Below are 23,886 nucleotides of genomic sequence, written 5' to 3'. Positions count from 1 at the left end.
GCACCCGCCGCCACCCGTGAAATGTTGCTAAAAGAGCTGCTTTCGCCGCCCTGTCAACCGTCGACTATCCCAACCGGTCAAATTGACCGTCCGAGCAGCGCCTTGACGAGATCGGGGCTGACCACGCCGGTCACCGGCATCTTCGCACTGCGCTGGAATTCTTCGATCGCCTGCCGCGTCTTCGGTCCCATCTGTCCATCAATCGAGCCCGAATAGAAGCCGAGTGTCTTCAGCAACCCCTGGGCCTGCTGGACCATATCCGCACCCTGCAGGACCGACGCGTTCGTGGCGGGAATGGCAGCCGCCATGTCCCAGGCCGGATCCAGCACCACGGTGTTTGCCTCCGGCTGCGGCTCCAGCAAGGCGAATGTGTCCACCGCCAGACGCCCGGCGGCAAGCTGGGTCTGGTCCATCATGTTGGCGATGTCGTCGCGTTTCTTGGCCGCTTCGCCGTCGCCTTGCTTCGCTGCAATTGCGAACCACTTGTAGCTCTCGGGCAGATCCTTGGGCACGCCCAGGCCACGTGCGTGCAGGATGCCGAGGTTGAAGAGACTGTCCGGGACACCATGCTCGGCAGCCGACTTGAACCAGCGGGCTGCTTCCGTGAAGTTGGGCGCGCCTTCCGCACCCTCGGCATAAAGCACAGCCAGGTTGTGCATCGCCTTGGCGTTGCCCGCCTCGGCCGCCTTGACGTACCACTCCCGCGCCTTCGCCAGATCCTTGGGAACGCCGCGACCTTTTTCATAAAGGCTTGCAAGCCGGTACTGGGCGGGGGCCAGCCCCTTGGCTGCGGCCTTTTCGTACCATTTGGCCGCTTCAGCGAGATCCGAATCCACGCCCTTGCCTTCGGTGTAGTTCACACCGATCTGGAACTCTGCAGCAGCATTGCCCGCTGCGGCAGCACTGCGCAGCGCCATGGGACCAATTGCTTCAGGTGGCAGGTTTTCAAGCGTCGCCCCTGGTGCAACGGGAGCGACCGGGTTGGGCTGCAATGAAGACGGCGCTGAGGCGAGTGTCGTCGGGTTGGACGGCAACACCGGCGCCGCGCCATTGACAAAGGGTGTATCGCCAAACTTGCCGGAAATGGCGGGGGGCGAAAAAGCCAAGGCCGGCGGCAAGGCATCGGGCGCGCTCGGTGTGACAAGCGGTGATTGAGTTGCCAGGGGACCCGGCATCAACGGAACATCCGGCCCCTGCGCGGTGGCATCAAGTTGCCCTGCACTGGTGTCAGCCGCGATCATCTGCTGCGCGGAGACGTCCCCCGGCTGACCAGTTGCCGGGACCTCAACGACATCCGTTTCCTGGAGTTCAAGCACAGGCTGGGTCGCAGCGCCATCGACAGGCGTCTCGGCAACCTGCGGCGCCTCGTTGTCTGCAGCGTCCAGCGCGGCGGTCGTATCACCGCTGCCGGCCAGACGGAAAATTTGCAGGGTGCCGATGGCCAGCACGACAGCTGCGGCCGCAAACAGAATCGCGCGCTTGCGTCCGCCGCTCAGCAGACCGCCGCCTGTGCTCTCGGGAGCTGGACGGTCATCCCGGCTGATCGCCGAAATTTCTTCCGGTGCAGGGCGGGACCGCTTAGCGGGTTTGATTTCCGGATCCGTGCCGAGTTCCAGGGCATCGTCTGTCCCGGTCGGCTTTGAACGGGTAAAGGCTCGGCGGAACCAGTTGGCCGATGACGCGTCCTCGTCGGTGTCCCTAAGTTCTTCAGCTCGCGCCTGCTGAACCTCAACGGAGGCGGCCTGTGCCGCGCGGCGGGCAGCGGCAATGAAATCCGCCTTGCGGTCGCGGGCACGTTCCTTTGGCCGCTCGCGGCCCTCGGCGCTCAAGGGGAGCCCCGGCAGAGGCCCCCTGCCGCGCGGCTCATCCATAGCCCGTGTCGAGGGACGGGTCGCCCCGCTGCGCTCGATGGAATCAAGCCGGTCGGTGATCCCGGACAGGATCGACTGAACGCCTTCGAACGTGTTGCGCGTCCGGCTTTCGCTGCCCTGTGCGGCATCGAGAAGCCGCTTCAGGTCATCGCGCAAGTCGCCAATTGCATCGTCATATTCCCTCACATCGGGAACATGATCGCGCACGGCCCGGCGCGCGGCCTCGCTGGCCACATCCGCGACTTCAGCGCGGGTCGCCCGAAGCCCTTCCTCGATGCGCAGCAACGCCTTCTCGATCCCGTCGACGCCCGCCAGACGGCTCTCGGCCGATTCAATCTGCCCGGCCAGCGCGCCGATCTTGTCGGTGATCAGATCGAGACGGCGGTCGTCCATGGTCTCGCTGCCACGGTTGACCGCCTCGGCCAGATCGCTGATGCGCCGTTCCAGCGCCATCACCGCAGGGGCCGGCGTCTGCACGGCAGCGCGCATGTCGACGATTTCACGACGCAGCGCCTCGATATCCTGGTTGGTGACATGATCACGCGGTTCGGTAAGACGGCGTGACAGGTCACCGACCTGGCGTTCAAGCTGTGCAAGCAACTCCGCCTCGACGCCAGCACCTTCGCCCAGCTCAACGGAGATCGGGCGCGTTGCGCGCTCCTCAAGGGATTCGATCTTGCTGTGAATGCCCTGAAGCCGTGTCTCCAGCCCGGCGAAAGCGGCGTCCATCGCGGGATGCTGCTGGCCTTTGCCCCGTTCCATGGAGGCAAGCCGGTCCATGATTTCGTCCAGCCGGTTATCGACCTTGCCGAACCGGGCCTCGTCCTCGCCGGACCCGCACTCACCGCGCGAGAGCATCCCGAAAATCTCTTCCAGACGCCCGTTCAGCCGGTCAAGGCTGTCCGCATCAGGAAGACGTTCCTCCATCGCACTGAGACGGCTGTCGAGACCACGCTGCTCGCGCGCCAGCAGTTCCAGTTCATCGAGCCGGTCGGCAACAAAGCGCATCCGGTCGTCGATCCCGCCGACAACACGGCCAATATCGACCTGTTCAACAATGCGGCGGACATCCTTCAGTTCCTGGCGCAGCGGTTCCATGTCGAACCGGCTATGGGCGCGCAACAGGGTATCTACCCGCTCGGAAATGTCGCCGATGCGCCCTTCCAGAACCAGCAGATGCTCGGAGCGGGGCAGCGCGGACAGGCCATCCTCGATCTCCATCAGCCGCACTGCCAGGCTCTTGACCGCACGCGGATCCACAGAGGACCGGGACAACTCATCAAGCCGCTGAACAATATGGGCATAGCCCATCTCGAGCGTCTTCAGCGTGCCGTCGACATTGGTGGTGCTGACGAGATTGCGCAGGTCCGCGATCTCGGCGCGCAGTTCGCGGGCCTGGCGGTCATCGGTGCGGTCAACCCGCAAGCGTTCGACGACCTCCGACAGACGACGCATCTCCTGGCGATCGCGTTCCTCGCGGCCGCGATCCCGGTCGGGCCAGGCCTGCAGGGTTTCCCGCAAGGCGCCGATTTCCCGGCGCACCACATCAAGGGTTTCCTGATGCGGCTTGCGCAGCGCGTCGATCCGGCGCGACAAGTCGTTGTAGATCTGGCGCGATGGTGCCTCGGCCTCACGGCTGCGGCGCGGGCGTGGGCGCTCCATCGGATAGTCATCGAGGGTATCAAGATCCGGTTCGGCAATCCGGTCGAGCGCATCGCGGCGGGAACGCAGGTCAGCTGCGGCGCGGCTTACCTCTTCATTCGTGTCCATCCGGCGACGGGAGCGGCGCGTCGGCTGATGTCCGATATCATCATCTTCTTCGTAGCGGCTGCGAACGGGACGTGCCGCCCGACGTGGCTCGGCTCGCCGCGTTTCAGGTGACCTGGAGCGCGGTGCGTCATACACATCCAGTTCATCTTCCTGGTCGTCGTCATAATCATAGGCATCTTCAGCCGGAAGCCGGCTGTGGCCACGGCGCGTCTCCGTCGCGGCGCGGGGCGAAACCGTGCGCTCCGACAGATCGCCGACGCGTTGGTCTAACCGCTCAAGCGCCTCCATGACCGCACCAATGCGCCGCCCGCGCGGGGCTGCCTCACGCTCGAAATCCGGCTCCTGACGGCGTTCATTGCGACGCTCCGGTCGGGGCTCGACGTCAGAGCGATCCCGGCGACGCGACCGATGGCGGTCGCCCATCAGCCGGTCGAGTTCGTCGGCCACGGCATCAAGCTCATGCTCGGCGCCGTGATGACCGTCATTCCGCCGATAGTCCGAGGCGGTTGTTGCCGTTCGCGTCAGACGCTCCACTCGCTCGCGCGGCGGTTCGCGGCGGAGCGAACGTGCGGATACCGGCAAGTCGTCCTCATACTCGTCATCATAGGAATCGTCGTGGTCGCGCTGTCCGGCGTAGCCCCGGCCACGCCCGCCACGCGACATCTCATCGCCGCCGCTTCCTGCTCTGCGGATATTCCAAGACGACATGGGCTGGACCTGGACTTGCGGTCGTTCTGACCTTTGACAACAAACTTGCGAGTTGCGCGGTCCCGGAACTGGAAAAACAATGGCACCGAAGCAATGGGTGAATCTTTGTCGCGGTAGGGTAAACAGCGCGTTAATTCCGGTCGCAGCTTGCGAATTTGTCTTAACCGCTTGTTTGCCAGACACCCCAAAATGCCGAATCACGAAAAAAGGCGCATGGGAGGTGTGGACCATTCCCTTAGCGTAAGGTATGGCGTTCAGTCAGAGAACGGCGTGCCACACCCCTCCCGGTGTAGCGACACCGCGCAAGCCGCCCACCGCACCTGACCGGGCGCACGGATCAGCTGCCAATGCAGGGCATGCGAGCAGGAACAGGACATGAGCGAAGCACTATCCCTCCGGAACAACACAGAGATTGTCGATGTCGTGGCTGCTGCGGACGACAGCACGAAGAAGACCCACTTCACCATTGGCGACCTCGCCAAGGAATTCGGCTGCACCCTGCGCACCCTGCGCTTCTATGAAGACCGGGGCCTGCTGAACCCGAAGCGCGATGGCCTCAACCGCGTCTACACGCGCCGCGACCGCGCACGCCTGAAGCTGGTTGTCATGGGCAAGCGCGTCGGTTTTTCGCTCAGCGAGATCCGCGACATGCTGGATCTTTATGACCTGCGCGACGGACAGGTCACGCAACTTCGGGTCGCCCTGTCGCGATTCAGCGAGCAGATTGCCGTTCTGGTCAACCAGCGCAAGGATATCGACCAGGCGATCGAGGAGCTTTCCCGCACGGTCGAGATCGTGTCCGGGATGCTGAAGCACAAGGAAGCCGAGGGCGAGTAACCCTGACGCGCGCGGCACGGCCGCAAATTGATCGAAAATCACGCAAAACCGGGGCACGCGCTCCGGTTTTGTGCGTTAGGGCCTGCGACTTTTGTTCATTTTATAAAGAATCAGGCGTACCTTCCGCAAGGACACGACTTGTCCGCCCGGGAATGGCGCGTATATAAAGGCGGCAGTTGACGTTTACGGAAACGTCAAGTCGTGATTATGCGGTTTCGTTCTGGGAGGAATTTATGCCGACCTACCGTGCCCCCGTCGAGGACACACTGTTTCTACTCAAGGATGTGTTCGGCTACGAACGCTACAGCAACCTGCCGGGCTTTGCCGATGCATCGCCCGATCTGGTTGAAGCCATCCTGCGGGAAGGCGCGAAGTTCTGCGAGGAGGTGATCCAGCCTCTGAACCAGAGCGGTGACCAGGCCGGCTGCGTCCGTCACGACGACGGCAGCGTCACGCCCCCGAAGGGCTTCAAGGAAGCCTATGACGCCTATTGTGAAGGCGGCTGGGGCGGCCTGTCGGTTCACCCCGATCACGGCGGCCAGGGCCTGCCGCACACGCTGGCCATGGTCATGGCCGAATATCTGTCCTCCGCCAACATGGCCTTTGCCATGTACCCGGGCCTGACCGCCGGCGCCGTGGCTGCGCTGACGCTGCATGGCACCGACGCGCTGAAGGCGACCTACCTGCCCAACATGGTGGCCGGTACCTGGACCGGCACGATGAACCTGACCGAGCCGCATTGCGGCACCGATCTGGGCCTCATCCGCACCAAGGCTGCACCGCAGGCCGATGGCAGCTACAAGATTTCCGGCACCAAGATCTTCATCTCGGCCGGTGAACACGACATGGCGGAGAACATCATCCATCTGGTGCTGGCCCGCATCGAGGGCGCACCGGAGGGCGTGAAGGGCATCTCGCTGTTTGTCGTGCCGAAATTCATGGTCAATGGCGACGGGTCGCTCGGCGCTCGCAACGGCGTCTCCTGCGGCTCGATCGAGCACAAGATGGGCATCCACGCCAACGCCACCTGCGTCATGAACTATGACGGGGCGACCGGCTGGCTCGTCGGCGAGGAGAACAAGGGCCTGCGTGCCATGTTCACCATGATGAACGAGGCCCGTCTTGGCGTGGCCGTGCAGGGCCTCGCGCAGTCGGAAGTGGCCTATCAGAACGCCGTCGTCTACGCCAAGGACCGCATCCAGGGCCGCGCCCTGACCGGTCCGAAGGCCGCAGACAAGGCCGCCGATCCGATCATCGTGCATCCGGACGTGCGCCGCGTGCTGATGTCGATCCGTTCGTTCAACGAGGCGGCCCGCGCGCTGGTGTTGTGGACCGCGCTGCAGGGCGACGTGTCGCATCGCTCGGACAACGAGGCAGACCGGACCCGTGCAGACGACCTGATGGGCCTGATGACCCCGGTGCTGAAGGGCGTCCTCACCGATGTTGGCTTTGCCAACGCGGTCAACGCCCAGCAGCTCTATGGCGGCCATGGCTACATTGCCGAATGGGGCATGGAGCAGTTCGTGCGCGATGCCCGCATCGCCATGATCTATGAAGGTGCCAACGGCATTCAGGCGCTTGACCTTGTCGGCCGCAAGCTGCCGGCCAACGGTGGCCGCGCCGTGATGACCTTCTTTGCCGAGGTTGGCGACTTCCTGAAGGCCAACAAGGAAAACGAGGCGCTCGCCCCCTTCACCAAGCCGCTGAAGAAGGCACATGACGACCTGCAGGCCGCGACCATGTGGTTCATGCAGAACGCCATGGCAAAGCCCGACAACGCCGGCGCTGGCTCGGTCGACTACATGCACCTCTTTGGTCTGGTCGCACTCGCCTACATGTGGGCCCAGATCGCCAAGGCCGCTCAGGACAAGATCGCGGCCGGTGAGGACAAGGAGCGCTATGAGGCCAAGCTGGTCTTCGGCCGCTTCTTTATGGAGCGCACCTTGCCGGAAACGGCCGCGCATCTTGCCCGCATCTCGACCGGTGCAGACACCATGATGAGCCTGCCTGCCGAGGCATTCTGATCCGGTTAGCCCGGCGCAACCGCCGGGCCACACCTTGATCACACGCCTGTGGTGTCATGCCATGACGGGAGGAACGCATGGCCGAGTATGTGCTGCATTGCTTTGCCCAATCGGGCTATTCCTACAAGGTCGCCCTGATGCTCCAGCTGGCCGGGGCAGACTGGGAGCCGCGGTTCGTCGACTTTTTCAACGGAGCCACCCGGTCGCCGGAGTTCCGCGAGACCGTCAACGAGATGGGCGAAGTGCCCGTGCTGGAGCATAACGGCCTCAAGCTGGTGCAGTCCGGCGTCATTCTCGACTACCTTGCCGAGGAGCTTGGCGAGTTCGGTGCCCGCACCGAGGAGGAAGCCCGGGAAATCCTGCGCTGGGTCCTTTTCGACAACCACAAGCTCAGCAGCTACGCGGCGACGCTGCGCTACCAGCGGCAATTCGCAAAGACCGGGGAAACACCGGTTACTGCCTTTTTCGAGGCCCGGGCCAAGTCGGCCTTTGCCATCCTCGACAAGCACCTGACTGGCCGCGATTTCGTGGTCGCCGACCGGCTGACAACGGCCGATCTGTCCCTGTGCGGCTATCTGTTCTGGCCCGACGAAATCGGGATCGACCTTGCCGCCTATCCCAACATGTCCCGCTGGCTTGACCGGCTTCGTGCCCAGCCTGGCTGGGCTCCCCCCTATGCGCTGATGCCGGGCCATCCGCTGCCCGCGTCTGCCTGACCAACCACGACATTCAGGAGGATTCCATGCCTGAGGCTTATGTATTTGACCACGTGCGCACCCCGCGCGGACGCGGCAAGAAGGACGGATCGCTGCATGAGGTGACCGCAGTCCGCCTCGCCGCCGTCGCCCTCGAAGCCATCCGCGACCGCAACGAACTCGACACCAAGCTCGTCGATGACGTCATCCTGGGCTGCGTCGACCCGGTGGGTGAAGCAGGCGGCGACGTTGCCCGCGCAGCCGTCTTTGCTGCCGGCTACGACAATTCGGTGCCCGGCATCCAGATCAACCGCTTCTGCGCCTCTGGCCTCGACGCGGTCAACATGGCCGCAGGCCAGGTCATGTCCGGCCAGCACCAGCTGGTGATCGCCGGCGGTGTCGAGAGCATGAGCCGCGTCGGCATCGGCGCATCCGGTGGCGCATGGCCGGTCGATCCGCAGGTGGCACTGCCCTCTTATTTCATGCCGCAGGGCGTGTCGGCGGACCTGATCGCCTCCAAGTACGGCTTCACCCGCGATGACTGCGACAGCTACGCCGTCGAAAGCCAGAAGCGCGCAGCGCACTCCTGGGACAAGGGCTACTTCGCCAAGTCCGTCGTCCCGGTGAAGGATGTCAACGGCATCACCATCCTGGCCAAGGACGAGCACATGCGTCCGGGCACCGACATGCAGTCTCTCGCCGCACTCGGCGCATCCTTCGAGATGATGGGGGCGATGGGCGGCTTTGACGCGGTCGCCGTCCAGGCGCATCCGGAACTGGAGCGCATCACCCACGTGCATCACGCCGGCAACTCGTCGGGTATCGTCGATGGCGCTGCAGGCGTGCTGATCGGCTCGCGCAAGGCCGGCAAATCGGCCGGGCTGAAGCCCCGCGCGCGCATCAAGGCCTTTGCCAACATCGGCTCCGAACCGGCGCTGATGCTGACCGGCCCGGTCGACGTGACCGAAAAGCTGCTGCGCAATGCCGGCATGACCCTCAAGGACATCGACCTGTTCGAGATCAACGAAGCCTTCGCCTCGGTGGTGCTGCGCTTCCGGCAGGCCTTCGACCTTGACCCGTCGGTGGTCAACGTCAATGGCGGAGCCATCGCGCTCGGCCACCCGCTTGGTGCCACCGGCGCCATGATCCTCGGCACGGTGCTCGATGAACTGGAGCGCCGCGACCTCCACACCGCCCTCGTCACCCTCTGCATCGGCGCCGGCATGGGCACGGCGACGATCATCGAGCGCGTCTGACGGCTGTCCTCGGGGAGAACCACAATGGCTTACACGAACTTCACCCTTGAAACCGATGCTGATGGCATCGCCCTCATCACCTGGGACATGCCGGAAAAGTCGATGAACGTCATCGACATCTCGGTGATGGACGACCTCGACAAGATCATCGCGGACGTGGTGGCCGATGCGGCCATCAAGGGCGCCGTGATCACCTCCGGCAAGGCCGCGTTCTCGGGCGGTGCTGACCTCACCATGCTCGACGGCCTGTTGAAGGGCTTCCACAAGGAGCGCCGCAAGGATGCGGAAGCCGCAGCCAAGACGCTGTTTGAAGGCTCGCGCCGGCTGACGCTGATCTACCGCAAGCTCGAGACCTGCGGGAAGCCGTTCGTCGCTGCGATCAACGGCACCTGCATGGGCGGCGGCACCGAACTGGCGCTGGCCTGCCATGCCCGCGTTGGCGTCGAAGATGACAGCTTCAAGCTCGGCCTGCCGGAAGTGAAGGTGGGCCTGTTCCCGGGCGCCGGCGGCACGCAGCGCGTCATGCGCATGACCGACGCCCAGGCTGGCCTCACCTTCCTGATGCAGGGCCAGACCCTGCGCGCCGACAAGGCCAAGTCGATGAAACTCATCGACGAGACCGCACCGGCCAAGAAGCTGGTCGAGACGGCCAAGAAGATGCTCAAGGCGGGCGTGAAGCCGGTGAAGCCCTGGGACGAGAAGGGCTTCAAGCTGCCGAACGGCCCGGTCTACTCCCCGGCCGGGTTCCAGTTCTGGCCGGCCGCCAACGCCATCTATCGTCGTGAGACCCAGGACAACTATCCGGGCATTCGCGGCCTGCTGAAGTCCGTGTTCGAAGGCCTGCAGCTGCCGATGGACCTCGCCCTGCAGGTCGAGAGCCGTTACTTCGCGCATGTGCTGCAGACACCGGAAGCAGCAAACATGATCCGCTCGCTGTTCGTCTCCATGCAGGAGCTGAACAAGGGCGCGCGCCGTCCGGCCGACGTGAAGCCGAACAAGATCAAGAAGATCGGCGTCATCGGCGCGGGCTTCATGGGCGCGGGCATTGCCTATGTCACGGCCAAGGCCGGCATTGATGTCGTGCTGATCGACCGTGACCAGGCCGCTGCCGACAAGGGCAAGGCGCATTCGGACGAGCTGATGAGCAAGTCCGTCTCGCGCGGCCAGGCAACCGCCGAGGACAAGGAAAAGCTGCTGGCGCGCATCAACGCAACGCCGGACTATGACCAGCTGGCCGACTGCGACCTCGTCATCGAGGCCGTGTTCGAGGACCGTGAGGTCAAGCGCGTCGTCACCGAAAAGGCCGAAGCTGCGCTGAAAGCCAAGGCGATCTATGCGTCGAACACCTCGACGCTGCCGATTTCCTCGCTGGCAGAAGCCTCGTCCCGCCCGAAGAACTTCATCGGCATCCACTTCTTCTCGCCCGTCGACAAGATGATGCTGGTCGAGGTGATCCTGGGCAAGAAGACCTCGGACAAGGCGCTGGCCATGGCGCTGGACTACATCAAGGCCATCAAGAAGACCCCGATTGTCGTCAACGACAGCCGTGGCTTCTACACCTCGCGCGTCGTCATGACCTATGTGCGAGAAGGCCTCATGATGCTGGCAGACGGCGTACCGGCGGCCATGATCGAGAACGCGGGCAAGATGGCCGGCATGCCGGTCGGACCGCTGTCGCTTGGCGACGAAGTGGCGCTGGATCTGGCCTGGAAGATCGTCTCGGCCACCCGCAAGGACCTTGGCGTCAACTACGTTGAAGGCCCGCTGGACAACATCCTCGAAGAGATGGTGGTCAAGCGCGAGCGCTTCGGCCGCAAGAACGGCAAGGGTTTCTACGACTACAAGGGCAAGGAAAAGTCCCTCTGGGCCGGGATCCCGGATGTGGTCGGCAAGCCGAAGCCGGCTGACGCCTTCAATGTCGAGGAGCTGAAGCAGCGTCTTCTGGTGATGCAGGCCCTCGAAACCGCCCGCATCTTTGAAGAAAAGTGCCTGACGGACGTCCGCGAGGCCGATGTCGGCTCGATCCTCGGCTTCGGGTTCGCCCCTTACACGGGCGGCACGCTCAGCTACATCGACATGATGGGCACCCACGCCTTCGTTGAACTTTGCAAGAAGTTCACCAAGAAGTGGGGCCCGCGCTTCAAGCCGAACAAGCTGCTGCGCGAATTGGCCAAGAACAACGAGACCTTCTACGGCAAGTTCCCGCCGCAGGGCGAGGCCATCTCGGCAATCGAAGCTGCCTGAGGCAAGCTTGTCTGAGTGAGAAATGGAGGAGCGCAGTCACACGGCTGCGCTCCTTCTCTTTGTGTTCATGAGCGCGGCTGCATTGGCAAATAAAATCCAAAATTGAATTGGAAAAACATTCAACCAAAAGTAATTTGCTTCAGAATAGCGGAATAAATTGAGGCCGCCGCCTCTCTCATCGAAAGCGATTTGAAGTTTTCCACAGCAGTGCTCTCATTGATCTTTTTCACAACTGCGTGAACAAAAAGCACATCAGCTGTTTAATCAAATGCGACCGTCCGCTTTGAATCGGCATGTTCTTGCAGAGCAGAACAAGCTCGGATTAGATTTGTGCCCTGCGAAAAGGAAAAGCCCCGCCGATTGAGATCGAGGGGCTCTTCCGTGCATGCTCAACATGCCGGCAGATAGTCTCACATTGTTTTCGGCATTGTTCGTTCGTGATGGGGCCACGTATTCTCGAAAACGAAGCGAAACTGCTGCAAAAGATGCACCAATATGGACTTGCCAACTGGGGCAGGCTGACCCGCACTGCACACGAACATAGCGGAGTCCGCCCGGTCCGCCAGACATGACGCAGCGGCAATAACGTCTTTCATCCGGTTATATGCCGCTTTTCCGTGCCGCTGTCGTTGTCACAATCAGCCGTATATTTAACTAAACGTGCCAAAATAAATAGATTGGCGGCAAAGCCGACACAACTTTGACCTATTGCGCCAGGGCGGCGTCTATAGAACACTCGTCCAAACCTCTTGCAGGGAGGGCAGGAACGTGTTGGAGCACACCCGAGGGACACGGCGGCTACAGGACGACTGGTGCCGTGCAGATACGCTGCAAGCGCTGGAAATCGCCTGCAAGATGAAGCGCCTCGATTGGGCGGCGATTGCAAGACACTATGGCGTGCGGGCGGATCAGCCGCATTGTCCGGCGGCGACCGTTGACTATCGAACCGCAATCATGATGTTCGAGCACGTGGCGCAGGCCTCCAATGACGATGGCATTATGCTCGATATTGCCTCGTCTCTCCCCCTCGGCTTGTTTTCAACATTTGACTATGTCGGGATGTGCGCCCCAAGCTTGGCGACCGGCTTGATGAACTGGTCGCGCTTCTTGCCGCTGCGCACCAACTTCTACCGGCTGACCTTCACCGAGGAACCTGAATACGGGATCCTCGAATGGCATGTGCCCGATTGCGGATTGCCCAGGATCCAAAGCACCTACGAACGGGTGGCATGGGCAGCCGGCCGCATCGAATTTGCAATCCAGGACCCGACCGCAGGTCTGATCATCGAGATTTCCCAGCCCGCTCCACGGCGCACCTCCGACTTCCAGCGCCGACACGGCGCCCGACTTCTGTTCGGCCGGCATCATGATCGCATCTACATTCCCAAACACTATCTGCCGCGCCCAACCCCGCGCAGCGAGGCAAATCTCTACGCCATTGTCGAGCAGGCCGCGATCCGGGAAATGGAAGAATACAGCGGCCGCAACGAGCCACTGACACGGGTGGCAGAGCGCATCAACGAGGCGTTGAAGTCCGGCACTGTGTCGCTGGAACACATCGCAGCAGATCTCGGCATGTCACAGCGCTCGCTGCAGCGGTTGCTTGAGGCCGAAGGCACGTCTTTCCGCAAGCTGACGGAAACGATCCGCCGCAACATGGCCGCGCGCTATCTGAAAGACACGTCGCTGCCGATGAAGGAAATCGCCTTCCTTCTGGGATTCTCGGAGCTTTCCGCTTTCTCGAGGGCGGTGAAAGCGTGGTATGGCGTGCCGCCGAAGACCGTACGCCTCACCGGCAGCCACGGCACGGGTGACGCCCTGAAACGGACATCCGCCTGAGGGAAACTCCACTCCCCCGACAGCACCGGGGATGCACATTGTCTTGCGATCCCTTATCTAGGGAACCGAGAGTGCCACGCAGCGATGGAGCAAGACATGTCGGGTGATGGACTGAGCCGGTTCCTGGGCGATACGCCGCTGCGCGTTGCCGTCCGCCTGATTTTCCTGTCACTGGTTGTCGGCGTGATCCTGTCTGCGCTCGACCTCGACCCGCTGGGTCTGGTCGACCTGTTGTTCGCGTTCATCCGCAAGCTCTGGAACATGGGCTTTTCAGCGATCGAACAGGTGGGGCAGTATCTGGTCCTCGGAGCCGTCATCGTCGTGCCGCTTTGGATCCTCAGCCGCGTGTTTGCCGCGCGCCGCTGACAGGGTCAGTCAGGCTGCCCGGCCAGACCGGACTGGACCGCAATGGCGGCGCGCAGCAATGTCAGATGCCGGTCAGCCAGTTCGTCAATATCCGCCGAATAGCCGCCACCGAGCACGCCGGCCAGCGGAATACCCGCCTGCCTGACCAATCCGATGACGTACTCGTCGCGGCGGCGAAGCCCGTCGCGCGAAAGTGCCAGCCGCCCAAGCTTGTCACCGGCAAACGGATCTACGCCGGCGTTGTAGAAGACGATATCGGGACGGGCAGATTCCAGAATACCAGGCAGGGCCGCGGCCAGCGCCTCCAGATAAGCCGCGTCTTCGATTCCGTCGGCCAGCCCGACATCGAGCGAGGACGGCACCTTGCGGACGGGATAGTTCTTTTCGGAATGCACCGAGAAGGTGAAGACATCCGGGTCACCGGAAAAGATGTCAGCCGTTCCGTCGCCCTGGTGCACGTCGAGGTCGACGACCAGCGCTCGGCGGATGACGCCATCGGCCTGCATTACGCGAATGGCAACCGCAACATCGTTGAAAACGCAGAACCCTGCCCCATGCGCCCGGCGCGCGTGATGGCTGCCGCCGGCCGTGTTGCAGGCAAGGCCGTGTTCAAGCGCGAGATAGCCGGTCAGCACCGTGCCGCCGGTGGCGCAACGGCCGCGCAGGGCCACACTCTCCGTCATCGGAAAGCCGATTTCCCGGGCGATCAGCGGGGGAACGTCAGCCGCGAACACCTGATCGACATAAGCACGGTCATGCGCCAGTGCGACCCATTCCGCAGGTGCCGGACGTGGCCGGTGGAACCGGCCCCGCGGTACCAGCCCCTCCGCCAACGCCAACTCGGCCACGCGGCGGAACTTGTTCATCGGAAACCGGTGGCCCTCCGGCAACTCGGCGCAATAGGCCGGGTGATGAACGATCGGAACAGCGGCTTCAGCGAACATCAGATCAACCTGCGTGCCCGGCCCAGCCTGACGGCCAATCAGGCAAGCGGGCGGAAATGCTTGGAAAGTTTCAGGGCCTGCCCCTGATAATTGGAACCGATGCCCTCGCCGTAAAGGCTGTGCGGCCGCTCCAGCATGTGTTCATAGACGAGACGACCAACCGTCTGGCCGTGCTCGAGAATGAAGGGCACGTCGTGCGAACGCACTTCCAGCACCGCGCGCGAGCCTGTTCCCCCTGCCCCGCCGTGACCAAAGCCCGGATCGAAGAAGCCGGCATAGTGCACGCGGAACTCGCCGACCAGCGGATCGAATGGCACCATTTCCGCTGCATAGAGCGGCGGTACATGCACCGCTTCCTGGCTGACGAGGATGTAGAATTCGTTCGGATCGAGGATCAGTTCCGCGGGTCCGCGCCGGTGGATCGGTTCCCAGAAATCCAGCGGATGATGGGCCGAGGTGCGGTCGACATCAATCACTCCGGTGTGATGCTTGGCCCGGTAGCCGACAAGGCTGCCCTCGCCCTGACCTTCCAGATCGATGGACAACTGGACACCACCGCCAATGCGCTCGTGCCCGCCACTGACGAGGCGCTGCACCTGATGCACACCTTCCAGCTCGCTGTCCCCGATCAGCGGTTCGCCGATGCGGAAACGGATCTGTGACAGGCGCGAGCCTTCTCGAACGAGAATGGGAAAGGTCAGCGGCGAGATTTCAGCATAAAGCGGCCCGCGATAGCCGGCGGGCACCGTGTCGAATGCCCGTCCCTCATCGGTGATGACACGGGTGAAGACGTCGAGGCGGCCCGTCGAGCTCTTGGGGTTTGCCGTTGCGGAGACCGCTTCGCTGAGGGCGAGGCTCTCCTGCAAGGGCACGATGTAGACACAGCCCGTCTCCAGCACAGCTCCGGGAGCCAGATCGATCGTGTGCAGCGCGAAGGCATCGAGCTTGTCGGCGACTGTGACGCCCTGACCGGGAAGAAAGCTGGCACGCACCCGGTAGGCCAGGCTGCCGAGGCGCAGGTCAAGGCTTGCCGGCTGGATCTGCCCCTCGACCGGCGCCGCAGCGCTGAGGATGCCGCCGGACCGGAACATGTCCTCGATCATATGGGCGGGCAGGATGCCTTCAGGGCGCATGGACAGACCTCTCGCGTTCGCGTCGCACGGGCAGGACAGCCTGCCGCTCCGGGGATCTGAGTGATTAGCTCATGGTTTCTCTCCGGCCAACCAAGTTTTATGCGCGTGATTGACGCTTTGCCGGGAATGGCGTAATGCGTCAGATGTTCCGTGGTGATTTGGGCCGGCCGGCTTGCAGCCACGTTAAATAAGTAGCTAAAAAGGTCGGGAGGTGAATCCCGGCCCCTATGGCCGGTTTTTTTGTATCTGGAGCCTCGACCGATGACCGCATCCGACGACCAGTCCGCAAGCAGCGGCGCAACCAGTGACGGCCTGCGCACCGCGACCCGTCTTGTGCATGGCGGCACGATCCGTTCGCAGCATGGCGAGACGTCCGAGGCGATCTTCCTCACCCAGGGCTTTGTCTATCCGAATGCCGAAGCCGCCGAGGCACGGTTCAACGGCGAAGATCCCGGTTTCGTCTATTCCCGCTATTCCAACCCGACCGTCGCCATGTTCGAACGGCGGATGTGCGAGCTTGAGCAGGCAGAGGCCGCAATCGGCACCGCCAGCGGTATGGCTGCCGTCAACCTGGCGCTGATGGCCAGCGTCAAGGCCGGTGATCATGTCGTCGCCGCCAAGGCGCTGTTCGGCTCCTGTCGCTACATCGTCGAAACGCTGCTGCCGCGCTTCGGCGTCACCAGCACGCTTGTCGACGGCACGGATCTGGACCAGTGGCGCGCTGCCGTGACCCCGAAGACACGTGCGGTGTTCCTCGAGAGCCCGACCAACCCGACGCTGGACGTCATCGATATCGCAGCCGTCGCCGAGATCGCCCATGCGGTCGGCGCGCGCGTGATCATCGACAACGTCTTCGCCACGCCGCTGTTCCAGTCACCGCTGAAGCTGGGTGCGGATGTGGTCGTCTACTCGGCCACCAAGCACATCGACGGACAGGGGCGCTGCCTTGGCGGCGTCGTGCTGTCAGACGCCAAGTGGATCGAGGACGAAGTGCTGCCGCTGGTCAAGCACACAGGTCCGGCCATGAGCCCGTTCAATGCCTGGGTTCTGCTCAAGGGCCTCGAAACCCTGCCTCTGCGCATTGCCCGCCAGACCGAGAGTGCCCAGCGCCTTGCTGACCGGCTCGCCGGGCATGCGGCGATTTCCCGCCTGATCTATCCCGGCCGCGCCGACCATCCGCAGGCCGAAGTCATCGCCCGCCAGATGACAGGCGGATCGACCATGCTGGCCTTCGAGCTGGCAGGCGGCAAGGCAGCTGCCTTCGCCTTCACCAATGCACTTCAGGTCATCAAGCTGTCGAACAACCTCGGCGACGCCAAGAGCCTGATCACGCATCCGGCAACGACGACACACAAGAACGTCGCCGAAGAGGCCCGCCTGGAGCTTGGCATCACCAACGGAATGCTGCGGCTTTCGGTTGGCCTCGAAGACCCGCTCGATTTGCTGGACGACATCGAGCGCGGACTGGCTGCCGCCGCCGCGCTCTAGATCGGCCCGCGACGGCTCACCGCTTGAGCACCTGGATGGCAGTGGCGATGCGCGCCGCTGCCGACAGGCCGCACAGGGCGGCAAAGCCGTAGGCGAGCACTGCAAAGCTGTCCGGCCAGACGCACATCAGCGTGAAAACGAGGATCGTTTCGGCCCCTTCAGCCAGCCCGCCGAGATAGTAGAGCGATTTCAGTCCCTGACGTGATGTCTCAAGACGCCTGCGCTCAGCCATGATCGCAAAGGTCAGGAAGGCGGCGCCGTTTGCATAGAAGCTGAACAGCAGCACCGCGGCAGCCACGCCATTGGCCGCCGGATCCGCCAACGCGAAGGCGACCGGCACGGCACCGTAAAACAGGAAGTCGAAAACGATATCCAGATAGCCGCCGAGATCCGTGCGGGACGTTGCCCGGGCGATGGCGCCATCGAGCCCGTCGGCCAGGCGATTGGCCAGAAGCAGCGGCAAGGCCAGAAGCGGATATCCAAGAGCAATCAACGCGGCGGCCGCCAGACCAAACCCCAGGCCGATGGCCGTGACGGCATTGGCCGCAAGACCTGTGGCAGCCAAGGTCCGTCCGACCGCATTCAGCGGTGGATCGATCAACGGACGAAGACGGGCATCAAACATGGCATGGTTCCGCGTTGGCACCGCCTGTGTGCTCCACGCGGACGGCTGCGGCAAGCCCCCACACCGTCACGGCTGCGTCATCGGCAATCACGCGAAATCACGCCGGCACGGCAGACGAACAGGCTGCACTGTCCAACTGCAGGCGTTCCCCCTATATCCTTTGCACGGGATGCATTCTCCCAGCGCAATGCAGGACAGTCCATGTACAGAGCAACCACACTGGGAATTCAGGTTACGGTCGAGCCGATGTACCTGGAAGAGCAATCAGAGCCGCTGAATGGCCGCTTTGTATGGGCCTATACGGTGGAGATCCGCAATCTCGGTCAGATCCCGGTGCAACTGCGCCGCCGGCACTGGATCATCACCGATGCGCTTGGCCGGGTCGAGGAAGTGGAAGGCGCAGGCGTGATTGGCCAGCAGCCGGTCATCCAGCCGGGAGAGGCGTTCGAGTACACCTCAGGCTGCCCGTTGCCGACGCCCTCCGGCATCATGGAAGGAAGCTACCGGATGGAGCTGCCGGACGGACGGTTCATCGCCGTCGAGATTCCGGCCTTCTCGCTGGATGCGCCGTCCATGCGGCGCATCCTCAACTGACCTGTCAGGCTGTGCGGAAGCGGGCCTGAGCAGAACGTTCGATGGCAGCCACCGTCAGCTTGTCGAGGCTGAGACGATCGCGCAGCAGTTCGAGAAGGCGCAATTCCTCCTCCGGAACGTCGCCATCGGCGGCGGCAACCTCGACAGCCAGCGCGTAGGCCGTGTCATAGAGGCGCGGCGGCAGGCTGTCGGCGATCAAATCGAGGATCGTGTCCAGCCCGTCGGCATCCTGCAGCAAATCACCGCAGGCCTGCGCGACCTTGACGATGCTGTTGCCGTCAAACCCTGCGAACACCGGCAACGCCTTCACCAGATCGCCGATCGAACCCAGTTCGTTGTCCGGCATGGAACTGTCCGCAGCGGACATGGTGACCATGACATACAGAAGGGCTTCCTGAACGCTGACTTTCTGGCTCATGAAATCGGTCACTCCCTGAGGGACAAAACACTCGTGACAGCACTGGTATAGCCTCACCGATCCAAGGACAAGCGCCGGATCGCCGCAATGACCCCAGAGTTTCATTGACGTGACACACAGGCTTTTCTAGTGTCCGCCAGCCTGTTGCCGCGGTGCAACGCCGCTGTGGCCGCGCAGGCGCTTCCAGACGATGGCCAGCACGACGGCCCGTCATCCAGACACATGCATGGATCCCGCTAGAGATGAGCGCACATACCCTCCCTTCGCTTGACCTGTCGCCCGAATTCGTCGAGGCGGCCCGGACCTCCAAGGCCTGGCCGTTCGAGGAAGCCCGGAAACTGGTGAAGCGGGTGGAGAAACGGGATCCATCCATTCCGGTCCTGTTCGAGACCGGCTATGGCCCCTCGGGTTTGCCGCATATCGGCACGTTCGGCGAAGTCGCGCGCACGACCATGGTGCGCACGGCCTTTCGCCTGCTGACCGAAGACAAGATCCCGACGCGGCTCCTGTGCTTCTCGGACGACATGGACGGCATGCGCAAGATCCCGGACAACGTGCCGGACAAGGCGTTCCTGGAGCCCTATCTGCACATGCCGCTGACGGCTGTGCCGAACCCGTTCGGCGGCAACTTCGACAGTTTCGGCCATCACAACAACGCCATGCTGCGCCGGTTCCTCGACACGTTCGGCTTCGAATACGAGTTCGCCAGCGCGACCGAGTATTACAAGTCCGGCAAGCTCGACGGCATCCTGCTGCACGCAGCTGAACGCTATCAGGCGCTGATGGATGTGATGCTGCCGACACTGGGTGCTGAGCGTCAGGCGACCTACAGCCCGTTCCTGCCGATTTCCCCGATTTCGGGCCGCGTGCTCTACGTGCCGATGAAGGAAGTCGACGCAAAAAACGGCACCATCACCTTCGAGGGCGAGGATGGCCGCGACTGCACGCTGCCGGTCACCGGCGGCCATGTGAAGCTGCAGTGGAAGCCGGACTTCGGCGCCCGCTGGGCCGCGCTCAGCGTCGACTTCGAGATGTTCGGCAAGGACCATGGTCCGAACATGCCGCTTTACGACAAGATCTGCCAGATCCTCGGCGGCACACCGCCGGAGCATTATGTCTATGAGCTGTTCCTGGCCGATGACGGCGCCAAGATCTCCAAGTCCAAGGGCAATGGCCTCACCATCGACGAATGGCTGACCTATGCCGCCCCGGAGAGCCTGGCGCTCTACATGTTCGGCAAGCCGAAGACCGCGAAGAAGCTCTATTTCGACGTCATCCCGAAGGCCGTCGACGAGTATTTCGCCTATGCGGAAAAGTTCCCGGGGATGTCGGCGGACCAGAAGCTGATGAACCCGGCCTGGCATATCCACTCCGGCGACGTTCCGGCGATCAACATGCCGGTGCCATTCTCGATGCTGCTGAACCTCGTTTCGGCCTCCAATGCCGAGAACAAGGACGTGCTGTGGGCCTTCATCACCCGCTATGCGCCGGGTGTGACCAAAGAAACCCATCCGAAGCTCGACGAGCTGGTGACCTTTGCCATTCGGTACTTCGACGACTTCGTCAAGCCGACCAAGCAGTTCCGCGCCCCGGACGATGTCGAGCGCGCGGCCCTTGAGGAGCTGGATGCCGCCCTTGCCGCACTGGCCCCGGGAGCCGACGGCAGCACCATCCAGGACGCGGCACTTGATGTGGCGCGCAAGATCGAGCGCTATCAGGACCACGCCAAGAAGAGCCCGGACGGTGGTCCCGGTGTTTCCGTGGCCTGGTTCCAGGCGCTGTATCAGGTATTGCTGGGTCTGCAGCAGGGCCCGCGCTTTGGCTCTTTCGTGGCGCTCTATGGCATTGCCGAGACGCGCGCGCTGATTGCCAAGGCCCTCAGCGGCGAACTCGTTGCCGGCTGAGCCAGCGGTCGGTCAATTGGGAACACCAGACCCGGGGGCGTCCTGCGCTTCCGGGTCTTTCACATCAAACGGATTGATCCAGTCACGGCTTTCCGGGCTGCCGGGCATGACGATCAGAGGTTCACTCGCCTCCCTCCCGGAAGAGATCCCGGGATCGGTCATGACGGGTTCGACCGGTGTGATCAGGACAGGCGGCGCCAGTTCGGCAACCCACTCGGCCTGCCATTGCCCGACCTTGGCAGCGCGCGCGGCCTCGACCGCCGCGACATAGGCCTCAGGCGCGTCTTCCGTCGGCACGGCCCATCCCTGTGCCACGAGCCATAGCCCAAGGTCCGCCGCCCCCTTGGCGCAGGTGGCAGAGACTTCGCGTTCGCCGACTGCCGCCACCCGCTGGCAGGACAAAGTGTAGGCACGGACCAGCCCCTGAAGCGAAGACCGCGCGCGTGCGCCGCAAGGCCAGTCGCCGCCGAGCCGGGAGGTGCAGGATTGCTTTGCCCCCAGCGCCGTGACATGGGCGATGCGGACCAGCAGACGCCCGGCCTTCAGCGTCCCGCCGTCCAGAACGACAGCCGCCTTCACATCGAATGTATCCTTCGGCAATCCAGCCTCAGGGTCCTTGGGTTCCGCCAGCTTTCCGACAGGCGCAACACGGATCAAGGGGCCCGAAATGTCCGGGGTCGCCATTCCAGGTGGAGAAACATTGCGGATTGCTGACGGCGGCGGAGCCGGATCCTGAGCCTGCGCCAGCACGAGCCAAGGCCCCGCAAGGATGGCCGGACAGGCACACAGCACGCCTGCCATCAGGCGCACCGGGACAGACAGACACAAAGCCATGACGCGCTCCGGACGGTCGGTCGCCTGCAGAACGAGGCGACCCGGGTTACTGGCTGGCCCAGACGATCCTGGCGATCCAGTCGACCTCGGCAAGGTCGAGCACGACAATGGTGCCGGACGCGGACAAAGGATGCAACTCGATGGTGCGCGCCGTGCGGCGATGCAGCACATGCAAGTCGATCCCGCCGTCGCCGGTTCGTACAATCACCCTGTCCCCGCGCCGCACCGGAGCCTTTGGAGCTGCGATCACCGTGTCGCCATCACGATAGGCCGGCAACCAGCCGGCACCAGAAATTTCAAGTGCAAACAAGGGATTGCCGTCCAGATCCGGAAACGGAATAGCATCCCAACCCTTTCCGACCGGGTTCCCTTCGCTATCAAAATACCCCTCCGCCATCGCATCGGGCAGTCCGGCAAACGGCAGCGTGGCGCCGGCCGGTATCACCGGACAAGGCGGCGTCTCCTCAGGCGAGACGAGTGCGACAAACTCGGTCAACGGCGCGCCTGTCGCCTCGAGAACCTTGGCAAGGGATTCGGTCGACGGCCATCGCGGGCGGCCGTCAACCGCTATCCGCTTTGACGGATTGAAAGTCGTCGGATCCAGACCGGCACGCCGTGCCAGGCCCGATGGCGACAGACCCTTGCGGGCCGCCAGGGCGTCAATCGCTGCCCAGACTCGCTCGTGCGAGAGCATGGTGCTCACCTCCCGGGTTGCAATTCAGGAATATATCCCTTTCAACCGCACCACACTCCGGCTATTATTCCTGAAGTCAAGACAATATTGCCTGAGAACCTTGGCCGGATCGGTTGTCCAACGCAAATGCAGCGTTTAGGGTCCGCGCCAGCCGGACGTCTTCGGACGACTGGCATCCGGCAAAAATAACGGCTTTCCGACATGACGCTCATATTCAAGATCCTGCCTGAGGCCCTGTGGCGCGATGCCATGAATGCGGGCGTGTTTCACGGCGCACCCGTGGACCTTTCGGACGGCTACATCCACTTCTCGACGGCAGAGCAGGTTCGCGAGACGGCCGCTCGGCACTTCGCCGGCCAGACGGACCTCGTCCTTGCCGCATTCGACAGTGCAGGGTTCGGCCCTGCTCTGATCTGGGAGCCGTCGCGCGGTGGCGCGCTGTTCCCGCATCTGTACGCCCCCCTGTCGCCAGGTCAGGCCCGTTGGGTGCAGCCCTTGCCGCTCGGCCCTGATGGCCTGCATCTGTTTCCGGAGCTCGACGCATGATCACCTCGCTTGCCAGCCGCTTCGCCTTGGGCGCGCTTCACTGTCTCGACGCAGAAGCGGCCCATGGCGTGACGATCCGCGCGCTCGCGGCCGGCCTCCATCCGCGCACTGACAACGCGCAGTACCAGTCGCTTGCCCAGACCGTTCTCGGCCTCAACTTTCCCAATCCGCTCGGCATGGCTGCAGGGTTCGACAAGAACGGCGAAGTGCCCGATGCGGTGCTGGGACTGGGGTTCGGTTTTGCAGAAGTCGGTACGGTGACGCCGCTGGCGCAGGCTGGCAATCCGAAGCCCCGTCTGTTCCGTCTGCCGGCGGACCTCGGCGTCATCAACAGGTTCGGCTTCAACAACGAGGGCCACGCTGCCCTCCTGGCCCGGCTGGAGGCCCGGCGTCGGCGCGGCGGCATTGTCGGTGTCAATGTCGGGGCCAACAAGGACACGGCCGACCGGATCGCCGACTATGTCGCCGGCATCCGGACCTTCGCGGCTGTGGCCTCCTATTTCACGGTCAACGTCTCCTCACCGAACACGCCGGGCCTGCGCGACCTGCAGGCAAAGGAAGCGCTGGACATCCTGCTGGCTGCCGTGATGGCGGAGCGGGACGCAGCAGCGTCGAGGACGGGACACAAGGTGCCCGTGCTGCTGAAGATCGCTCCCGATGTCCCTTCAGAAGGCCTTGAGGATATTGCTGCGGCTGTGCAGCAGCATGCCGTTGACGGGCTGATCGTGTCGAACACGACCCTGTCCCGGGCGGGCCTCCTTGACGCGGCAACCGGACAAGAACCGGGAGGGCTGTCGGGGCGCCCGCTCTTCCGCCGGTCCACCATCGTCCTTGCCCGCATGCGCAAGCTGGTTGGCCCAGACCTCCCGATCATCGGGGTCGGCGGCATCGACACGCCTGAAGCTGCCTTCACCAAGATCACCGCCGGGGCAACCTTGCTGCAGCTTTACTCTGCGCTGGTGTTCAAGGGCCCCCGGCTCGTCACGGACATTCTGGCGCATCTGGACGGCGAGTTGCGCCGGCGCGGGTTGTCCAGCCTCGCCGAGGCGCAGTCGGTCAATGTCGACGCCTGGGCGAAGGAGACGCTGGACTGATC

General features: G+C 63.4%; 19 protein-coding genes and 1 riboswitch. Of the genes, 12 read left to right on the top strand and 7 right to left on the bottom strand.

Annotated features, from left to right (window positions below):
- Positions 1–77 precede the first annotated feature (77 nt).
- Positions 78–4,349 (bottom strand): peptidoglycan-binding protein, encoded by a 4,272-nt coding sequence (locus C8348_RS02600; RefSeq protein WP_157950361.1) that lies wholly within the window; start codon positions 4,347–4,349, stop codon positions 78–80.
- Positions 4,350–4,724: 375 nt separating this feature from the next.
- On the opposite strand from C8348_RS02600, the gene C8348_RS02595 reads away from it, so the two are divergent.
- The 7 genes from C8348_RS02595 (at position 4,725) to C8348_RS02565 (ending at position 13,610) form a co-directional block, all read left to right on the top strand.
- Positions 4,725–5,186, top strand: coding sequence for a MerR family transcriptional regulator (locus C8348_RS02595; protein ID WP_106751720.1), 462 nt, complete (start codon positions 4,725–4,727; stop codon positions 5,184–5,186).
- A gap of 233 nt (positions 5,187–5,419) precedes the next feature.
- Positions 5,420–7,210: an acyl-CoA dehydrogenase C-terminal domain-containing protein gene (locus C8348_RS02590; protein ID WP_106751719.1), complete on the top strand. Its 1,791-nt coding sequence runs from the start codon at positions 5,420–5,422 to the stop codon at positions 7,208–7,210.
- 77 nt (positions 7,211–7,287) lie between these two features.
- On the top strand, positions 7,288–7,926 hold the full coding sequence (locus C8348_RS02585; RefSeq protein WP_106751718.1) for a glutathione S-transferase family protein: 639 nt from the start codon (positions 7,288–7,290) through the stop codon (positions 7,924–7,926).
- Between the two features lie 26 nt (positions 7,927–7,952).
- Positions 7,953–9,161, top strand: coding sequence for an acetyl-CoA C-acetyltransferase (locus C8348_RS02580; RefSeq protein ID WP_106751717.1), 1,209 nt, complete (start codon positions 7,953–7,955; stop codon positions 9,159–9,161).
- Positions 9,162–9,185: 24 nt separating this feature from the next.
- Positions 9,186–11,405 carry an FAD-dependent oxidoreductase gene (locus C8348_RS02575; RefSeq protein ID WP_106751716.1) on the top strand — a complete coding sequence of 740 codons (2,220 nt, stop codon included), beginning with the start codon at positions 9,186–9,188 and terminating at the stop codon, positions 11,403–11,405.
- A 768-nt stretch (positions 11,406–12,173) separates the two neighbouring features.
- Positions 12,174–13,244, top strand: coding sequence for a helix-turn-helix transcriptional regulator (locus tag C8348_RS02570; RefSeq protein ID WP_208983494.1), 1,071 nt, complete (start codon positions 12,174–12,176; stop codon positions 13,242–13,244).
- A gap of 96 nt (positions 13,245–13,340) precedes the next feature.
- Entirely contained in the window at positions 13,341–13,610 is a 270-nt protein-coding gene (locus tag C8348_RS02565) for a DUF6460 domain-containing protein (protein WP_106751714.1), read from the top strand.
- Between the two features lie 5 nt (positions 13,611–13,615).
- Here the strand turns inward: C8348_RS02565 and C8348_RS02560 are convergent, their stop codons facing one another.
- The gene (locus tag C8348_RS02560; protein WP_106751713.1) at positions 13,616–14,554 is read right to left on the bottom strand and encodes a histone deacetylase family protein; all 939 of its coding nucleotides are present in this window, start codon (positions 14,552–14,554) and stop codon (positions 13,616–13,618) included.
- 38 nt (positions 14,555–14,592) lie between these two features.
- Positions 14,593–15,687, bottom strand: coding sequence for a 2'-deoxycytidine 5'-triphosphate deaminase (locus C8348_RS02555; protein ID WP_106751712.1), 1,095 nt, complete (start codon positions 15,685–15,687; stop codon positions 14,593–14,595).
- A gap of 140 nt (positions 15,688–15,827) precedes the next feature.
- Positions 15,828–15,907, top strand: a riboswitch (SAM riboswitch).
- A 41-nt stretch (positions 15,908–15,948) separates the two neighbouring features.
- Here C8348_RS02555 and C8348_RS02550 point away from each other — a divergent pair.
- Positions 15,949–17,175, top strand: coding sequence for an O-succinylhomoserine sulfhydrylase (locus tag C8348_RS02550; RefSeq protein WP_106751711.1), 1,227 nt, complete (start codon positions 15,949–15,951; stop codon positions 17,173–17,175).
- Positions 17,176–17,191: 16 nt separating this feature from the next.
- Here the strand turns inward: C8348_RS02550 and C8348_RS02545 are convergent, their stop codons facing one another.
- On the bottom strand, positions 17,192–17,800 hold the full coding sequence (locus tag C8348_RS02545) for a CDP-alcohol phosphatidyltransferase family protein (RefSeq protein WP_106751710.1): 609 nt from the start codon (positions 17,798–17,800) through the stop codon (positions 17,192–17,194).
- A 201-nt stretch (positions 17,801–18,001) separates the two neighbouring features.
- Here C8348_RS02545 and apaG point away from each other — a divergent pair, with 201 nt between their 5' ends.
- Positions 18,002–18,394 (top strand): Co2+/Mg2+ efflux protein ApaG, encoded by a 393-nt coding sequence (gene apaG / locus C8348_RS02540; RefSeq protein WP_106751709.1) that lies wholly within the window; start codon positions 18,002–18,004, stop codon positions 18,392–18,394.
- A gap of 4 nt (positions 18,395–18,398) precedes the next feature.
- On the opposite strand, the gene C8348_RS02535 is transcribed toward apaG, so the two are convergent.
- Positions 18,399–18,812 carry a tellurite resistance TerB family protein gene (locus C8348_RS02535; RefSeq protein WP_106751708.1) on the bottom strand — a complete coding sequence of 138 codons (414 nt, stop codon included), beginning with the start codon at positions 18,810–18,812 and terminating at the stop codon, positions 18,399–18,401.
- Between the two features lie 242 nt (positions 18,813–19,054).
- On the opposite strand from C8348_RS02535, the gene C8348_RS02530 reads away from it, so the two are divergent.
- Positions 19,055–20,716 carry a lysine--tRNA ligase gene (locus C8348_RS02530; protein ID WP_106751707.1) on the top strand — a complete coding sequence of 554 codons (1,662 nt, stop codon included), beginning with the start codon at positions 19,055–19,057 and terminating at the stop codon, positions 20,714–20,716.
- Between the two features lie 12 nt (positions 20,717–20,728).
- Here C8348_RS02530 and C8348_RS02525 read toward each other — a convergent pair whose 3' ends face one another.
- Positions 20,729–21,550 carry a thermonuclease family protein gene (locus C8348_RS02525; RefSeq protein WP_106751706.1) on the bottom strand — a complete coding sequence of 274 codons (822 nt, stop codon included), beginning with the start codon at positions 21,548–21,550 and terminating at the stop codon, positions 20,729–20,731.
- A 46-nt stretch (positions 21,551–21,596) separates the two neighbouring features.
- On the bottom strand, positions 21,597–22,244 hold the full coding sequence (locus C8348_RS02520; protein WP_106751705.1) for a S24 family peptidase: 648 nt from the start codon (positions 22,242–22,244) through the stop codon (positions 21,597–21,599).
- A gap of 201 nt (positions 22,245–22,445) precedes the next feature.
- Between C8348_RS02520 and C8348_RS02515 the strand changes: the two genes are divergently transcribed.
- Positions 22,446–22,790 carry a DUF952 domain-containing protein gene (locus C8348_RS02515; RefSeq protein ID WP_106751704.1) on the top strand — a complete coding sequence of 115 codons (345 nt, stop codon included), beginning with the start codon at positions 22,446–22,448 and terminating at the stop codon, positions 22,788–22,790.
- Positions 22,787–23,884: a quinone-dependent dihydroorotate dehydrogenase gene (locus C8348_RS02510; RefSeq protein ID WP_106751703.1), complete on the top strand. Its 1,098-nt coding sequence runs from the start codon at positions 22,787–22,789 to the stop codon at positions 23,882–23,884. Before C8348_RS02515 ends, C8348_RS02510 begins: the two co-directional genes overlap by 4 nt.
- Positions 23,885–23,886 lie beyond the last annotated feature (2 nt).

Source organism: Pannonibacter carbonis, from assembly GCF_003012935.1.
GTDB lineage: Bacteria > Pseudomonadota > Alphaproteobacteria > Rhizobiales > Stappiaceae > Pannonibacter > Pannonibacter carbonis.
Note: the sequence above shows the minus strand (reverse complement) of the source record. Positions and strands in the feature narration are given on the sequence as shown.

What these genes read in the sequence shown, in the direction of transcription:
- C8348_RS02600 (WP_157950361.1), bottom strand. Translation starts at nt 4,349, where the DNA reads ATGTCGTCTTGGAATATCCGCAGAGCAGGAAGCGGCGGCGATGAGATG.
- C8348_RS02595 (WP_106751720.1), top strand. Translation starts at nt 4,725, where the DNA reads ATGAGCGAAGCACTATCCCTCCGGAACAACACAGAGATTGTCGATGTC.
- C8348_RS02590 (WP_106751719.1), top strand. Translation starts at nt 5,420, where the DNA reads ATGCCGACCTACCGTGCCCCCGTCGAGGACACACTGTTTCTACTCAAG.
- C8348_RS02585 (WP_106751718.1), top strand. Translation starts at nt 7,288, where the DNA reads ATGGCCGAGTATGTGCTGCATTGCTTTGCCCAATCGGGCTATTCCTAC.
- C8348_RS02580 (WP_106751717.1), top strand. Translation starts at nt 7,953, where the DNA reads ATGCCTGAGGCTTATGTATTTGACCACGTGCGCACCCCGCGCGGACGC.
- C8348_RS02575 (WP_106751716.1), top strand. Translation starts at nt 9,186, where the DNA reads ATGGCTTACACGAACTTCACCCTTGAAACCGATGCTGATGGCATCGCC.
- C8348_RS02565 (WP_106751714.1), top strand. Translation starts at nt 13,341, where the DNA reads ATGTCGGGTGATGGACTGAGCCGGTTCCTGGGCGATACGCCGCTGCGC.
- C8348_RS02560 (WP_106751713.1), bottom strand. Translation starts at nt 14,554, where the DNA reads ATGTTCGCTGAAGCCGCTGTTCCGATCGTTCATCACCCGGCCTATTGC.
- C8348_RS02555 (WP_106751712.1), bottom strand. Translation starts at nt 15,687, where the DNA reads ATGCGCCCTGAAGGCATCCTGCCCGCCCATATGATCGAGGACATGTTC.
- C8348_RS02550 (WP_106751711.1), top strand. Translation starts at nt 15,949, where the DNA reads ATGACCGCATCCGACGACCAGTCCGCAAGCAGCGGCGCAACCAGTGAC.
- C8348_RS02545 (WP_106751710.1), bottom strand. Translation starts at nt 17,800, where the DNA reads ATGTTTGATGCCCGTCTTCGTCCGTTGATCGATCCACCGCTGAATGCG.
- apaG (WP_106751709.1), top strand. Translation starts at nt 18,002, where the DNA reads ATGTACAGAGCAACCACACTGGGAATTCAGGTTACGGTCGAGCCGATG.
- C8348_RS02535 (WP_106751708.1), bottom strand. Translation starts at nt 18,812, where the DNA reads ATGAGCCAGAAAGTCAGCGTTCAGGAAGCCCTTCTGTATGTCATGGTC.
- C8348_RS02530 (WP_106751707.1), top strand. Translation starts at nt 19,055, where the DNA reads ATGAGCGCACATACCCTCCCTTCGCTTGACCTGTCGCCCGAATTCGTC.
- C8348_RS02525 (WP_106751706.1), bottom strand. Translation starts at nt 21,550, where the DNA reads ATGGCTTTGTGTCTGTCTGTCCCGGTGCGCCTGATGGCAGGCGTGCTG.
- C8348_RS02520 (WP_106751705.1), bottom strand. Translation starts at nt 22,244, where the DNA reads ATGCTCTCGCACGAGCGAGTCTGGGCAGCGATTGACGCCCTGGCGGCC.
- C8348_RS02515 (WP_106751704.1), top strand. Translation starts at nt 22,446, where the DNA reads ATGACGCTCATATTCAAGATCCTGCCTGAGGCCCTGTGGCGCGATGCC.
- C8348_RS02510 (WP_106751703.1), top strand. Translation starts at nt 22,787, where the DNA reads ATGATCACCTCGCTTGCCAGCCGCTTCGCCTTGGGCGCGCTTCACTGT.